11 protein-coding genes are annotated in these 13,657 nt (G+C 70.6%); 9 read left to right on the top strand and 2 right to left on the bottom strand.

Annotated elements, in window-relative coordinates; all coding sequences use genetic code 11:
• Positions 1 to 47 precede the first annotated feature (47 nt).
• The 5 genes from ACFRCG_RS11345 (at position 48) to ACFRCG_RS11325 (ending at position 4,480) form a co-directional block, all read left to right on the top strand.
• Positions 48 to 1,592: a phenylacetate--CoA ligase family protein gene (locus ACFRCG_RS11345; RefSeq protein WP_380030585.1), complete on the top strand. Its 1,545-nt coding sequence runs from the start codon at positions 48 to 50 to the stop codon at positions 1,590 to 1,592.
• Positions 1,589 to 2,047 (top strand): DUF4188 domain-containing protein, encoded by a 459-nt coding sequence (locus ACFRCG_RS11340; protein ID WP_380030584.1) that lies wholly within the window; start codon positions 1,589 to 1,591, stop codon positions 2,045 to 2,047. Before ACFRCG_RS11345 ends, ACFRCG_RS11340 begins: the two co-directional genes overlap by 4 nt.
• Positions 2,044 to 3,156, top strand: a complete 1,113-nt coding sequence (locus ACFRCG_RS11335; protein ID WP_380030583.1) for a hypothetical protein — start codon at positions 2,044 to 2,046, stop codon at positions 3,154 to 3,156. Before ACFRCG_RS11340 ends, ACFRCG_RS11335 begins: the two co-directional genes overlap by 4 nt.
• Positions 3,153 to 4,115: a hypothetical protein gene (locus ACFRCG_RS11330; RefSeq protein WP_380030582.1), complete on the top strand. Its 963-nt coding sequence runs from the start codon at positions 3,153 to 3,155 to the stop codon at positions 4,113 to 4,115. The genes ACFRCG_RS11335 and ACFRCG_RS11330 overlap by 4 nt, the downstream gene beginning before the upstream one ends.
• 155 nt (positions 4,116 to 4,270) lie before the next feature.
• Positions 4,271 to 4,480: a heavy-metal-associated domain-containing protein gene (locus tag ACFRCG_RS11325; RefSeq protein ID WP_380030581.1), complete on the top strand. Its 210-nt coding sequence runs from the start codon at positions 4,271 to 4,273 to the stop codon at positions 4,478 to 4,480.
• Between the two features lie 69 nt (positions 4,481 to 4,549).
• Here the strand turns inward: ACFRCG_RS11325 and ACFRCG_RS11320 are convergent, their stop codons facing one another.
• Positions 4,550 to 5,833 (bottom strand): MATE family efflux transporter, encoded by a 1,284-nt coding sequence (locus ACFRCG_RS11320; RefSeq protein WP_380030628.1) that lies wholly within the window; start codon positions 5,831 to 5,833, stop codon positions 4,550 to 4,552.
• Positions 5,834 to 6,387: 554 nt separating this feature from the next.
• Here ACFRCG_RS11320 and dnaB point away from each other — a divergent pair.
• On the top strand, positions 6,388 to 7,761 hold the full coding sequence (gene dnaB / locus ACFRCG_RS11315) for a replicative DNA helicase (protein WP_126640284.1): 1,374 nt from the start codon (positions 6,388 to 6,390) through the stop codon (positions 7,759 to 7,761).
• Positions 7,762 to 7,773: 12 nt separating this feature from the next.
• Here the strand turns inward: dnaB and ACFRCG_RS11310 are convergent, their stop codons facing one another.
• Entirely contained in the window at positions 7,774 to 8,658 is an 885-nt protein-coding gene (locus ACFRCG_RS11310; protein ID WP_380030580.1) for a LysR family transcriptional regulator, read from the bottom strand.
• A 791-nt stretch (positions 8,659 to 9,449) separates the two neighbouring features.
• On the opposite strand from ACFRCG_RS11310, the gene ACFRCG_RS11305 reads away from it, so the two are divergent.
• Genes ACFRCG_RS11305 through ACFRCG_RS11295 form a run of 3 tightly spaced genes read left to right on the top strand, consistent with a single transcriptional unit; the run spans position 9,450 to position 13,647 of the window.
• Complete coding sequence (locus ACFRCG_RS11305) at positions 9,450 to 11,618, top strand: MMPL family transporter (RefSeq protein WP_380030579.1); 2,169 nt, start codon at positions 9,450 to 9,452, stop codon at positions 11,616 to 11,618.
• 23 nt (positions 11,619 to 11,641) lie between these two features.
• Entirely contained in the window at positions 11,642 to 12,982 is a 1,341-nt protein-coding gene (locus ACFRCG_RS11300) for a sensor histidine kinase (protein ID WP_380030578.1), read from the top strand.
• Positions 12,979 to 13,647: a response regulator transcription factor gene (locus tag ACFRCG_RS11295; protein ID WP_078976274.1), complete on the top strand. Its 669-nt coding sequence runs from the start codon at positions 12,979 to 12,981 to the stop codon at positions 13,645 to 13,647. Before ACFRCG_RS11300 ends, ACFRCG_RS11295 begins: the two co-directional genes overlap by 4 nt.
• The last annotated feature ends 10 nt before the right edge of the window (positions 13,648 to 13,657 follow it).

Raw genomic sequence — 13,657 nt, 5'->3', positions numbered from 1 at the left:
TGGACGTACACGCCGGGCGGGCCGGCGGGGCAAAGGGGCGGGCGGTCATGGCCAGATTCATCCGACAGTGGTTGCTGCGCGTGGTCAGCTTCGCGCTGACCGGGCTGTATCAGCTCTACCGGGTCCATCCCGTGGTGTGGCGCTGGACCGCCACCCACTATCGGCCGTGGATGCAGCGGTTCGCCCGTCGACACGCGTGGATGACCTGCCAGTTCGCCGCGCTCGACGTGCCCGCCTACCGCGACTTCCTGCGCCGGCACCGGTGGCGCTTCCGCTGGTTCGACCTCGCGTCGTATCCGGAGACGTCCAAGGAGAACTACGTCAAGGCGTATCCCGAGGACAGCCGCTGTTGGCTGGGCGCCCTGGAGGTGGCCGGGACCGTGGTGGACGAGTCGTCGGGCTCCTCCGGGACGCCGCACAACTGGCTGCGCTCGCGCCGCGAACTCAAGTCGGTGCACCGCAACGTGGCCGGCTACACGTCGATGGTCTTCCCCCGGCGCAAGTTGTTCGTGATCAACGCCTACTCGATGGGCGCGTGGGCGACCGGCACGAACACCGGAATCGCGATGGCGCGGGTGGCGATGGTGAAGAACACCGGCCCCGACATCGACAAGATCGTGGACACGCTGCGCCACTTCGGGCCGCGCTTCACCTACCTGGTCACCGCGTACCCGCCGTTCCTCAAGCATCTGCGCGACCGGCTGGACGCGGACGGCTTCGACTGGACCCGGCACCGGATGTACGGCTTCGTCGGCGGCGAGGGCATGACCGAGGCGCTGCGCGACTACCTGGAGGAGCGCTTCGTCAAGGTGCGCTCCGGCTACGGCGCCTCCGACCTGACGATAGGGATGGCCGGCGAGAGCGACGCGACGGTGTGGTTGCGCAAGCGGCTGCTGACCGACGAGCGGCTGCGCACCCGGATGCTGGGACCGGACGAGGGCCGGGTGCCGATGGTGTTCCAGTACAACCCGCTGGAGACCTACCTGGAGACCAACGCCGAGGACGAGGTGATCTGCACGATCAACTCGACCGCTGTGATGAGTCCGAAGGTGCGCTACAACATCGGCGACGAGGGCCGGTTGCTGACCTTTCCGGAGGTCGAGGCGATGATCCGGCCGGACCGGGAGGCGTGGGCCGACTGGGAGCGCGCGGCGCGGGTGGAGGGCATGCGGCTGCCGCTGCTGCTGCTGTTCGGCCGCAAGGACAGCACGATCTCCTACATGGGCGCGAACATCTATCCGCAGGATGTCGAGTACGGGCTCTACCGGGACAACCCGATGGCGGCGCACCTGGAGGGGTTCTGCCTGACCGTCGACGAGTACGCCGACCTGGAGAGCCGTCCGGTGGTCAACCTGCAACTGCGCGACGGGGCTTCGCTGGACGAGGCGGATCGGGAAAAGCTCGCCCTGGTGTGCCGGGAGGGTGTGGTGCGGCATCTGGCCCGGGTCAGCCGGGACTTCGCGCAGTCGCTCGCGGAGGATCCGACGGCGGCCGATGTACGGGTGCTGGTCCACGACTTCGGGACCGGGCCGTTCCTGCGCGGCACCACCCGGATCAAGAACGTCTATCTCGTGGAAGGGGAGCAGCGATGAGGACCACCGATTTCTCGGCGGCGCCGCCGCAGGCGCGCGGTGAGGCGATGTTCATCGGGGCCACGCACTACAGCGGTCCGCGTTCGCTGCTCTCGCTGGCCCGGCCGTGGTTGCGGATGGTGCGCACGATGAAGCGCATGGAGGGCTACCGCTGGCACAAGGTCTATCTGCAGGGGCCGTTCACGCTGGGCACCATCGCGGTGTTCGCCGACCGTGAGGCGCTGATGCGGTTCGCCCGTACGACCGCGCACCGCGATCTGATGTGCTGGATGACCGATCGGGGCGATCGTAACGGCACGGCGGGGTTCATCCGGCTCTTCGACGCGCGGCCCGACGGGTACAGCAATGGCGAGTGGCGGGCCGAGGGGCGCGAGATGGCGCACATCGAGGAGTTCACCCCGATCGGCCGCGAGGAGAGCGGCCCGCCGGTGCACCGGAAGGCGAAGAGGTCGTGACGCTCACTGTGGAGCGGGTGGGGTCTCGGCGCGCGTTGCGCGACTTCTGCGCGTTGCCGATGCGGCTGCACCCGAGGGAGCGCTATGTGCCGGTGCTGCGCGATCAGGTGCGGCGGTGGGCGCGGGCCGGGGTCGAGTTGTATCTGGTGCGCGATCGGGCCGGGCGGGTGGTGGGGCGCACCTGTACGCACACCGAGGCGCGGTTCGACGCCAAGTTGGGTGGGCGCCATCAGCTGTTCGGGCTCACCGAGTTCGCCGAGGACCCGGCGGTGTTCGCCCGGCTGGTGGAGCTGATCGAGGAGCGGGCCGTGCGGGCGGGGGCGCAGAGCCTGTTCGGGCCGGTGGCGCTGTTGCCGAACCAGACCGGCGGGGTGATCACGTCGGGGTTCACCGAGCGGGGCTTCGTGGACTCGGCGTGGAATCCGGCGCGATATCCCGAGACCTACGAACGGGCCGGATTCGCCCGACGGTTCTCGGCGTCGACGTGGATCTGTCCGGGGCTGGCCCAGCGGGTGGACGATCCGGCGGCGACGTATGCGTTCGACGACGCGCGGATCGCCGCCGAGCAACTGGTGGTCCGGCGCGGGTCGCGGCGTCGGTTGGCCGAGCAACTGCCGATCCTGCACACGATGTTGAACGCGAGCTTCGCGCAGCTGGGCTACTACACGCCGATCGCCCTGGACGAACTGCGGGCGCAGACCGAGGGGTTGGCGTATCTGCTGGACGAGTCGCTGTTGCTGTGGCTGGAGCGGGCCGGCGAGCCGGTCGCGTTCACCCTCGCGGTGCCGGACATCTCGGAGTTCCTGATCCGGATCCGCGGCGATCTGCACCTGGGCAACCAGGTGCGGCTGCTGGCGACCCGGGGGCGGTATCGCCGGGAGGCGGTGTTGATCATCAAGGGCACGGTGCCCGGGGCCCAGGGGCGCGGCTATCTCACCCTGCTCGCGCGGGAGCAGTATCGCGCGCTGCGGGCGGGCGGCTACGACACGTTGCGCAGCACGTGGGTCGAGGACGACAACAAGGCGTCGGCGGCGCAGTATCGCCGGATCGGCGGGCGGGAGCTGCATGGTCACACCTTCTACGCGAAGCCGGTCGGGAGTGCCCGATGAGCGCCGAACTCGCGGATCTGCTCCGGTTGGCCGGGCGGGCGCCGAGCGCGCACAACACCCAGCCGTGGACGGTGGCGCCGAGTGGCGCTCTGGGCTACGTGCTGTCCTGGGATCCGGCGCGGGCGTTGCCGGTCGGTGATCCCGGGCGGCGGGACCTGTTCCTGGGGCTGGGGGCTTTCGTGGAGGCGTTCTCGATCGCCTCGGCGGCGCTGGGTGTGCCGTTGCGGGTGGAGTACGCGGGGGCGCCGGAGCGGGAGCGGGGGGTGGTGGCCCGGTTCGTCCGGGCGGACGAGTGTTATCGCACTCCGTTCACGGCGGCGGAGCTGACCGGGCGGCGCAGTGCGCGGGGGGCGTACGAGCCGGGGGTGGTGCCGGACGCGGTGTTCGCGGAGGCGGTGGGCGCGTTCGCGGGGTCGGCGGGTCTGTGGCGGGGTGGGACCCGGGCGCTGGCGCCGCTGCTCGACGAGGCGGATCGGTGGATGTTCGGGGATCCGGCGCTGGTCGGCGAGTTGCGCCGGTGGTTGCGGTTGCGGGTGGGGCGGGAGTCGGCGCGGGACGGGTTGACCGGGCGGGCGTTGGCGTTGTCCGGGGTGGAGGCGCGGGCGCTGCACGCGGTGTTGCGCCCGGGGGCGTATCGGGTGTTGCGGCCGGTGGGGTTGGCGCGGGCGCTGGCGGCGTCCTCGCGGGGGGTGTTGCGCTACGACGGGAGTGTGCTGGTGGTGACCGCGCCGGCCGCGCCCGGGGATCCGGCCGAGCTGCTGGAGCCGGGGCGGGGGTTGTTCCGGTGTTGGTTGACGTTGGCCCGGCACGGCTACGCGACGCATCCGCTGAGCCAGCTGATCGACTGCGCGCGGACGGCCGAGGAGGTGGCGGGCCTGGTGGGGGCGGTGCCGTTGGCGGTGTTCCGGGTGGGGCGACCGGTGGGCGAGCCGGTGCGGTCGGCACGGTTGACGGACTGAGCGGGCGGGGGTGGGCGGTGCTCGGCGGGCTTCGGGCGGGTGATGGAATCGCTCGAAAGGGCGGTCGGGTCGGCTTGCCTTGATACCCCCTAGGGGTATAACTTCGTGATCGTGGAGCCGACGATGGCCTCCGCGTCGAGGAAAGGATCACCGTCATGAGCACCGCCACCTTCACCGTCAGTGGGATGACCTGCGGTCACTGCGTGTCCTCCGTCACCGAGGAGGTCTCCGAGGTGGCGGGCGTGACCGATGTCGTGGTCGAACTGGCCTCGGGTCTGGTCACCGTGACGTCGGCGCGGCCGGTGGACCCCGACGCGGTGCGCGCGGCGGTCGTCGAGGCGGGCTACGAGGTCGTCGGCGCGTGAGGCGAGGCCGTCCCGTCGGTCGCGCCGGCGGGACGGCGGGTTCGCCTTGGGGGATCGGCGCGGGCGCGCTCAGCGGCGGCCGGTCACCAGCCACGCGTCGGCGCGGACCCGATGGCCGAGCAGGATCACCCGGGCGAGCATGAAGGTCCCGATCGCCCACCACCACATCGCGATCAGGCCGCCGCCGAGGGCCAGCACCGTGCCCAGGGCCGCGCAGAACGCGGCCAGCACGAGGGGCATGGTGAGCGCGAGGTAGCGCCCGTCGCCCGCGCCGATGAGCACCCCGTCCAGGACGAACACCGCCGCGGCCATCGGCTGGAGCGCGGCGACCGCGAGCAGCGCGCCGGCCAGCAGGTGGCGCACCGCCGGGTCGTCCGTGAACAGCGGGATGTACAGCGGACGCGCCGCGACCACCACGATCGCGAACAGCGCCCCCGTCCACACTCCCCACACCAGCATCCGGCGCGTGGCGGCGCGGGCGCCGGTCGCATCGCCCGCGCCCAGGGCGCGGCCGACGATCGCCTGGGCGGCGATCGCGAGGGCGTCGAGGGCGAAGGCGAGGAAGGTCCACACCTGCCAGGCGACCTGGTGGGTGGCGATCGAGGTGTCGCCCATCCGGGTCGCCGCCACGGTGGCGCCGATCAGGATCGCGCGCAGGCTGACGGTGCGCACGAACAGCGGTGCGCCGGCGCCGGCCGACGCGCGGATGCCGGCCAGGTCGGGGCGCAGCGAGGCGCCGTGCCGACGGGCGCCGCGCACGACGGTGACGAGATAGACCGCGGCCATGCCGGTCTGGGCGATCACCGTGCCCCACGCGGATCCGGCGATCCCCCAGTGCAGGCCGTACACGAAGCCGAGGTTGAGCAGCAGGTTGGCGGTGAAGCCGAGGACCGCCACCAGGAGCGGGGTGCGGGTGTCCTGGAGGCCGCGCAGCACGCCGGTGGCGGCCAGCACGATCAGCATCGCCGGCACGCCGAGCGAGCCGATGCGCAGGTAGGTCACCGCGTGCGGGGTCGCGCTGTCGGAGGCGCCGAAGGCGGCGACGATCCACGGGGCGGTGACCAGGCCGACCACCGTCAGCGCCAGGCCGAGCAGCGCGGCGAGCCAGACGCCGTCCATGCCCTGGCGGATCGCGGCGCGCGGGTCGCCGGCGCCGAGCAGCCGGGCGACGGCGGCGGTGGTCGCGTAGGCGAGGAACACGCACAGGTTGACCAAGGTGGTCAGCATCGCGCCCGCGACGCCGAGTCCGGCCAGCTGCGGGGTGCCGAGGCGGCCGACGATCGCCGAGTCGACGAGCACGAACAGCGGCTCGGCGACGAGGGCGAAGAACGCGGGCACGGCCAGGCGCAGGATGTCGCGGTCGTGTGCCCGGGGCCGGGGGGTGGGGGCGGGCGCGGTGTCGGGTCGCGGGTCGAGCGGCTGTGGATCGAGTGATTGTGGATCGGTCGCCGGAGGGTTCGTCGGCGAGGAGGGGGTGGACGGCACCCGTCCACGGTAGTCATCCACAGGTAAGGGTCACAATGCCGTTCTGCTCATTACCGGCGAGCGCGGGGCGTACGCGGGTGCACACGTGGGGCGATAGCCGCATGATTCGCCCAACAGTTTTTCACATACACAGCCGGTGGATAGAGAAGCCGCAGGTCAGAGCCGGTTTGTGGACATGATTGCGAAGCGTTGACGGCCGACTGCGCACAGCTTGTACACAGCTGGACCCGTCCCTCTCCACAGGTTGTCCACAGTTATCCACAGGCCCTGTGTATGACCGCCTTGGCCGGTCGGGGGTCCACCCGTACGGTGAAGGGCCGCATGCCGCGTCGTGCGGCGATTCTGTCGGCCGTGTGGCGTATGAAGGACACGGTGATTGCGGTGCGATCTCGCGCGAGCCTTGTCGAAAGGAGACCCCGGGCATGAGCGTCTCCGAGTTCGAAGAGGCCCGGCCCGAACCGGCACGCGAAGGATTCGAGCGGACCCCGCCGCAGGACATCGCGGCCGAACAGTCGGTCCTCGGCGGCATGATGTTGTCCAAGGACGCGATCGCCGACGTCGTGGAGAACCTCAAGCCGGTCGACTTCTACCGGCCCGCCCACGAACTCGTCTACAACGCGATCCTGGACCTGTACGCCCGGGGCGAACCGGCCGACGCGGTCACCGTCGCCGCCGAGTTGACCAAGCGCACCGAGATCGGCCGGGTGGGCGGCGCCCCGTACCTGCACACCCTGATCTCGTCCGTGCCGACCGCGGCCAACGCCGAGTACTACGCGCGGATCGTGCGCGAACAGGCGGTGCTGCGCCGCCTGGTCGAGGCGGGCACCCGGATCGTGCAGATGGGATACGCGGCCGACGGCGAGGTCGACGACATCGTCAACAACGCCCAGGCCGAGGTCTACAAGGTCACCGAGCAGCGCACCACCGAGGACTACGCCCCGCTGGCCGACATCATGGAGGGCGCCCTCGACGAGATCGAGGCGATCGGCTCCCGCGGCGGCCAGATGTCCGGCATCCCCACCGGCTTCACCGACCTGGACTCCCTCACCAACGGCCTCCACGCCGGCCAGATGATCGTCATCGCCGCCCGCCCCGCCATGGGCAAGTCGACACTGGGATTGGACATCGCGCGCGCGTGTTCGATCAGGAATGGGCTTTCCAGTGTGATCTTCTCGTTGGAGATGGGGCGCAACGAGATCATGATGCGTCTGTTGTCGGCGGAGGCGCGGGTCGCGCTGCATCACATGCGGTCGGGGAGCATGACCGACGACGACTGGACCCGGCTGTCGCGCAAGATGGGCGAGGTCACCGCGGCGCCGATGTACATCGACGACTCGCCGAACCTGTCGATGATGGAGATCCGGGCCAAGTGCCGCCGGCTCAAGCAGAAGCACGACCTGCGCCTGGTGATCATCGACTACCTCCAGCTGATGCAGTCGGGCGGCTCGCGCCGGGCCGAGAACCGCCAGCAGGAGGTCTCCGAGATGTCGCGAAACCTCAAGCTCCTGGCCAAGGAGCTGGAGGTCCCGGTGGTCGCGATGTCCCAGCTCAACCGTGGCCCCGAGCAGCGCACCGACAAGAAGCCGATGGTCTCCGACCTTCGTGAAAGTGGTTCGATCGAGCAGGACGCCGACATGGTCATCCTGTTGCATCGTGAGGACGCGTACGAGAAGGAGTCGCCTCGGGCCGGGGAGGCGGACCTGATCGTGGCCAAGCACCGCAACGGCCCGACGGCGACGATCACCGTGGCGTTCCAGGGGCACTACTCGCGCTTCGTGGACATGGCCCAGAGCTGAGACCCGGGTCGGTCACGGGGGTGGGGTGAAGGCCCTGCGGGTGTGGATGAGGAGTTCGCGGACGGCCGGGTTGTGGGTGTGTTTCCAGACCAGGGCCAGCAGGGCCGGGGTTTGTACGTCGGTGATGGTGCGGGCGAGCAGGCGGTCGGCGTAGCGGGCGGCCATGGATTGGCTGAGGACGCCGACCGCCAGGCCGCGGGCGGCGAGGTCGGCGATCGCGTCCGCGGCGCTCGCCTCCAGCGCGATTTCGGGGTGCAGGTCGTGGGCCGCGCAGGCTCGGTCGAGGACGGTGCGCAGGCCGGTGCCCGGGGGCATGCAGGTGATCGGGTGGGCGGTCAGGTCGGACAGGGTGATCCGGGAGCGGGCCGCCAGCGGGTGGTCGGGCGGGAAGATCGCGACGAGGCGTTCGTTGATGATCGTCATCGCCTCCAGGTCCTCGGGCGTGGCGGCGGCGACTCCGATCAGGGCCAGGTCGGTGACGCCGGTGCGGACGTCGTGGGTGAGGGAGTCGGAGTTGTCCTCCTGGAGCGCGATCTCGACCCCGGGATGTGCCCGGTGGAAGGCGGCCAGGGCGTCGAACAGCGGGGTGATGGTGCAGCCGATGACCATGCCGATGGTGACCCGGCCCCGGATCAGGTCGGTCACCTCGCCGACCGCCTGACCCACCGATCCGGCGGCGGCCAGTGCGGCGCGGGCGTATTCGAGCGCGGCCTTGCCCGCCACGCTGAGCGTGACGCCGCGCGCCGAGCGCTCGAACAGCTCGGCGCCCAGTTCGCGTTCCAGCTGTCGGATCTGCGCGCTGACCCCCGACTGGCTGATGTGCACCCGCTCGGCCGCCCGGGTGAAGTTGCGCTCCTCGGCGACCGCGACGAAGTATTCGAGCTGCCTCAGTTCCATGACTGTGGATGCTAGTTCCGGGTATTCCGATCCGGCGGATTTCTGGCAGGGCCCGAGGCCGGCCGGGGCGGGTCGGCGATGGTGCCGCAGGTCGCGCCCGCTCGTGTTCGGTGTCGAGGGCCTGGTGGTGCCGTTCATCCGGGAGCCGATCGACAACGCCGGCGGCTCGCTCTGGTACGGCTTCGTCCACATCCGGGACGCGACCGGATGCCGGTCGTACCCCGCCCCTCCGACAGCCGCCGCCCGCCGGGACGCCCTCCGCCCCGGCGTGCGGCGGCGTGCGTGGCCGGGCCACCGACGGGCGGCGGGTGTACCGGGGAGGCGGCGGCGGTCCACGGGCTCCCTCCCCCGGAAGGCCGCGGACCGCTCGCTTCCCCTACGGCGGATCCCGGGGCACGGGGTCTGTTCGGGGCCCGCCGCATGGATGTGATCGTGTCCGGCCGCGCTTGGTGTGCGGTGGGTTCGTGCTTGGTCTTCGTGCCGGGTCTTCGTGCGAACCCGAGTGCGAAGACGTTCATCCCCGGGCACGAGATGTGTCTACTCCCGTTGGAGTAGGAGGTCGTGGAGGCGTCTGCGAGGGCGGTGCACGGCTGTAGTCCCGGGGGCGGAACTTGTGCTCCGGGGCCCGATTTCGTTTGAAGTGGCCGGCGCCGCCTGCCTACCGTCGAAGCTGACACCACCAGCGTTCTCTCGGTTCGTGCGGCGATCGGCGCGCCTTGTGAATCGGTTCACAAGGCGTCTTCGGGGGCCGGTCACACCGCGGGATCGCCCACGCGACCGAGGAGAGATCAATGTTCGGACGACTCGGCAGGCTCGTCGTCCACAACCCCTGGAAGGTGATCGCGGCCTGGCTGATAGCCGCGATCGCCCTCGTCATGTTCGCGCCGAAGCTGAGCGACCTGACCAACCAGGACCAGTCGAGCTTCCTGCCCGGCAAGTACGAGTCCGTACAGGCCCAAGACCTCGCCGAGAAGGCCTTTCCGCAGTCCACCGAACAGACCGCGTTGCTGGTCTTCAAGCGTGCCGACGGCAAGAACCTGACCGAGGCCGACAAGAGCACGGTCAAGGAGATCACCGGCAGGCTGGGCGCGGCCGGCGTCGAGCATGTCAGCAAGGTCGAGGCGGGCGCCGCCAAGGACCGGATCGCCCTGGGCACCGCCTACATCAAGGGCGAACAGCAGGACAAGTTCGTCAACGAGGCGCTGAAGAAGCTCCGCGACAAGGCGAAGCCGATGGTCGACAAGACCGACCTCAAGCTCGGCTTCACCGGCAGCGTGGCGATCAACGTCGACAACGAGGACGCCTTCAAGAAGGCCGAGACGATCGTCGGCGTCGTCACGATCGTGCTGATCATCGTGCTGCTCCTGGCGATCTACCGCAGTCCGATCGCGGCCCTGCTGCCGGTGATCATGGTCGCGCTGGTGTCGATGGTCGCCTCGCCCGTGATCGCCATCGTCGGCAAGGCCACGGGCCTGCAGGTGGACCAGTCGCTGAACACGATCCTGATCGTGGTGTTGTTCGGCATCGGCACCGACTACATCCTCTTCCTGCTCTTCCGCTACCGGGAACGACTGCGCGCGGGCGACGACAAGAAGGAGGCGATGATCGTCTCCGTCGAGCGGGTGGGCGAGGCCATCGCCTCGGCCGCCGGCGCCGTGGTGATCGCCTTCGGCGCGATGTTGCTCGCCACGTTCGGCTCGTTCAAGTCGATGGGCCCGGGTCTGGCCATCGCGGTGATCGTGATGGCGATCGCCGCGTTGACCCTGGTGCCCGCCGTGGTGTCGCTGATCGGCCCGAAGGTGTTCTGGCCGTCCAAGTCCTGGCAGCACCAGCCCAAGGGCACCGCCTTCCACCGGATCGGCGGCCTGGTCGGGCGCAAGCCGGTCGCGGTGGCCCTGGTCGCCGGCGTGGTCATGGTGGCCTTCGCCGCCGGCGCGCTGAACTTCAAGGCCGACTACGACCAGCTCGGTCAGCTGCCCGGGGACACCGAGTCGGCCAAGTCGATGAAGGACATGCAGCTCGACTTCGCGGCGGGCACGCTCAACCCGACGCAGATCTACCTCGAGAGCACCGACGGCAAGCCGATCGACAAGGGCGCGGCGGAGCGCTTCGCCCTGTCGTTCAAGGGCGTCGAGGGCGTCGGCGACCTGAACGAGGCCGGCGAGGACGCGAACGGTTCGCACGTCAAGGTCAGTGGCGACGGAATGTCCGCCGAGATCGCCATCGTGCTCAAGGAGAGCCCGTTCGCGAACAAGGCGCTGGACAGCATCGACCCGCTGCGCGACTTCGCGCACGCCCACCGGCCGGAGGGCACCAAGGCGATGGTGGGCGGCCAGACCGCGGCGTTCACCGACATCCGCGAGGCCACCAACCGCGACCTGTCGGTGATCTTCCCGGTCGCCGGTCTGCTGATCGCGCTGGTGCTCGGCCTGCTGCTGCGCAGCGTGGTGGCCCCGTGGTACCTGATGTTGGCGGTGGTCCTGGGCTTCATCTCGACGATCGGCGCGACGGTCTTCGTCTTCCAGACGCTGGCCGGCAACTCCGGCGTGATGTTCATGCTGCCGGTGATGATCTACATGTTCGTGGTCGCCATCGGCACCGACTACAACATCCTGATGGTCGCCCGCCTGCGCGAGGAGGCCAAGGAGGGACACGAGCCGAGGCAGGCCGCGGCGCTGGCCGTCGAGCACGCGGGTCCCTCGATCGCCGCCGCGGGTGTCATCCTGGCAGGGACGTTCGCGTCGCTCATGATGGCGGGCATCGACATGATGACCCAGATGGGCTTCGCGGTCTCGGTCGGGATCTGCATCTCGGCGTTCGTGATGTCGATGTTCCTGGTGCCCTCGGTGACCGCCCTGATCGGGCACGCCGCGTGGTGGCCGGGACACGGCGACCGGGCGACGGGGCGGGTCGGCCGGGGCGACGAGGACAGGAAACCGGTGTTCGCCGGGGACCGGTGACCCGGTAGGACCGAGGAGAGCAGATGGCCGTGGAAGGCCCCGCGCGAGTTGCCGTGCGGGGTCTTCCCGCGTCCGGGGCCGGAACCGGCACCGGCACGGGCACCCGGGCAGTCGAGTCGGTGGAGCCCTGGTTGTTGCCGCTGCCCAAGTCGTTCTCCCGGCGCCTGAGCTGTCGGCCGTGGCTGGGCGAGGTGCTGCTGGTCGCGCTGGTGCTGCTGTGTGTGATCGGCGGCGCGATCGGTTCGACCAGGCGGCAGGACACCACCGGCAGCCCGGACGCGTTCAACCTGGCCATCGGCGCGCTCACCTGCCTGGTGCTGCTGGGCCGGCTGCGCTGGCCGCTGACCGTGCTGGCGCTCACCGAGGCGGGCCAGATCTTCTACCTGGCCGCCGACGGCCTCGACGGGCCGATCCTGATGCCGACCATGGTGGCGCTGTACACCGTGGCCGCCCGCGGCCAACTGCGCCGCTCGGTGCTGATCGCCTCGGGCGTGGCCCTGCTGCACACCGCGATGCGGATAGGACTGACCCCCGACGGATTCCTGTCCCCGGAGAAGTACCTGTCCGGGATCTGGATGTACCTGCCGGTCGCGATCGGCGAGGCGGTCCGCGCGAAGCGGGCCTACTGGGCGGAGGTACAGGCCCGTCTCGCCCGCGCCGAGCAGGAGCGCGAGGACGAGGCCCGGCGCCGGGTGACCGCCGAACGTATGCGCATCGCCCGCGAGCTGCACGACGTGGTCGCGCACAGCATCGCGATGATCAACATCCAGGCCGGCGTGGCCGCGCACGTCATCGATCGCGACGTGCCGCAGGCCAAGGAGGCGCTGGTACACATCAAGGTGGCCAGCCGCGACGCGCTGGCCGAACTGCGCACCACGCTGGGCGTGCTGCGCCAGGACGGCGACAACGACCTGCCCACCGAGCCGACCCCCGGGGTGGACGACGTGGAGTCGCTGGTGGCGTCCTACCGCAACGCGGGGTTGCCGGTGCTGCTCGAGGAGTCCGGCCAGGACCGGACCCCGTCCGCGCCGGTGGGCCTGGCCCTGTACCGGATCGTCCAGGAGTCGCTGACCAACGCGATGAAGCACGCCGGCGACGGGGCCACCGCGATCGTGCGGGTGGTCTACGGGGAGCACGCGGTCGAGGTCGACGTGCTCGACGACGGTCGCGGCACCCCCGAGCCGGGGCGCGCGGGCGGCGCCGACGGCACCGGCCACGGCCTGCTCGGCATGCGGGAACGGGCGGTCGCCGTGGGCGGCTCGCTCGCGGTGGGCCCCGGCCCCAACGGCGGGTTTTCGGTACACGCGGTGCTGCCGCACCACAAGGGCGCGCCGCCGGCGCGCCGCGAAGGAGAGTCCTCATGACGGTGCGCGTGCTGATCGCGGACGACCAACTGCTGGTGCGCTCGGGCTTCAAGGTGCTGGTCGGCAGCGACCCGGAGCTGGTGGTGGTCGGCGAGGCGGCGAACGGCACCGAGGCGCTGGCGCTGGCCCGGGAGACCACCCCGGACGTGGTGCTGATGGACATCCGGATGCCCGGCATGGACGGCCTGGAGGCGACCCGGCGGATCGTGCGCGACGACGATCTCGCGGGGGTGCGGGTGCTGGTGCTGACCACGTTCGAGGTCGACGAGTACGTGTTCGAGGCGCTGCGGGCCGGGGCCAGCGGATTCCTGGTCAAGGACACCGATCCCGAGGACCTGCTCAAGGCGATCAAGACCGTCGCGTCGGGAGACGCGCTGCTCTCGCCGGGCGCCACCCGCGCCCTGGTGGCCCGCTTCCTGTCCCAGCCCGAGCCCAAGGTGGCCGCCCCGGACCGTCTGGAGGCGCTGACCGACCGCGAGCGCGAGGTGTTGTCGCTGGTCGCGGCCGGGATGAGCAACGACGAGATCGCCGAGCACCTGTTCGTCTCACCGCTGACCGCCAAGACCCACGTCAGCCGGGCGATGGTCAAGCTCGGCGCGCGCGATCGGGCGCAACTCGTGGTGATCGCCTACGAGTCGGGGATGGTTCGACCGGGACGCGGCTGACTTCCCGCGT

The organism is Embleya sp. NPDC056575, from assembly GCF_042793325.1.
In the GTDB taxonomy this organism is placed as follows: Bacteria; Actinomycetota; Actinomycetes; order Streptomycetales; family Streptomycetaceae; genus Embleya.
This window is presented reverse-complemented; position numbering and strand designations above follow the sequence as displayed.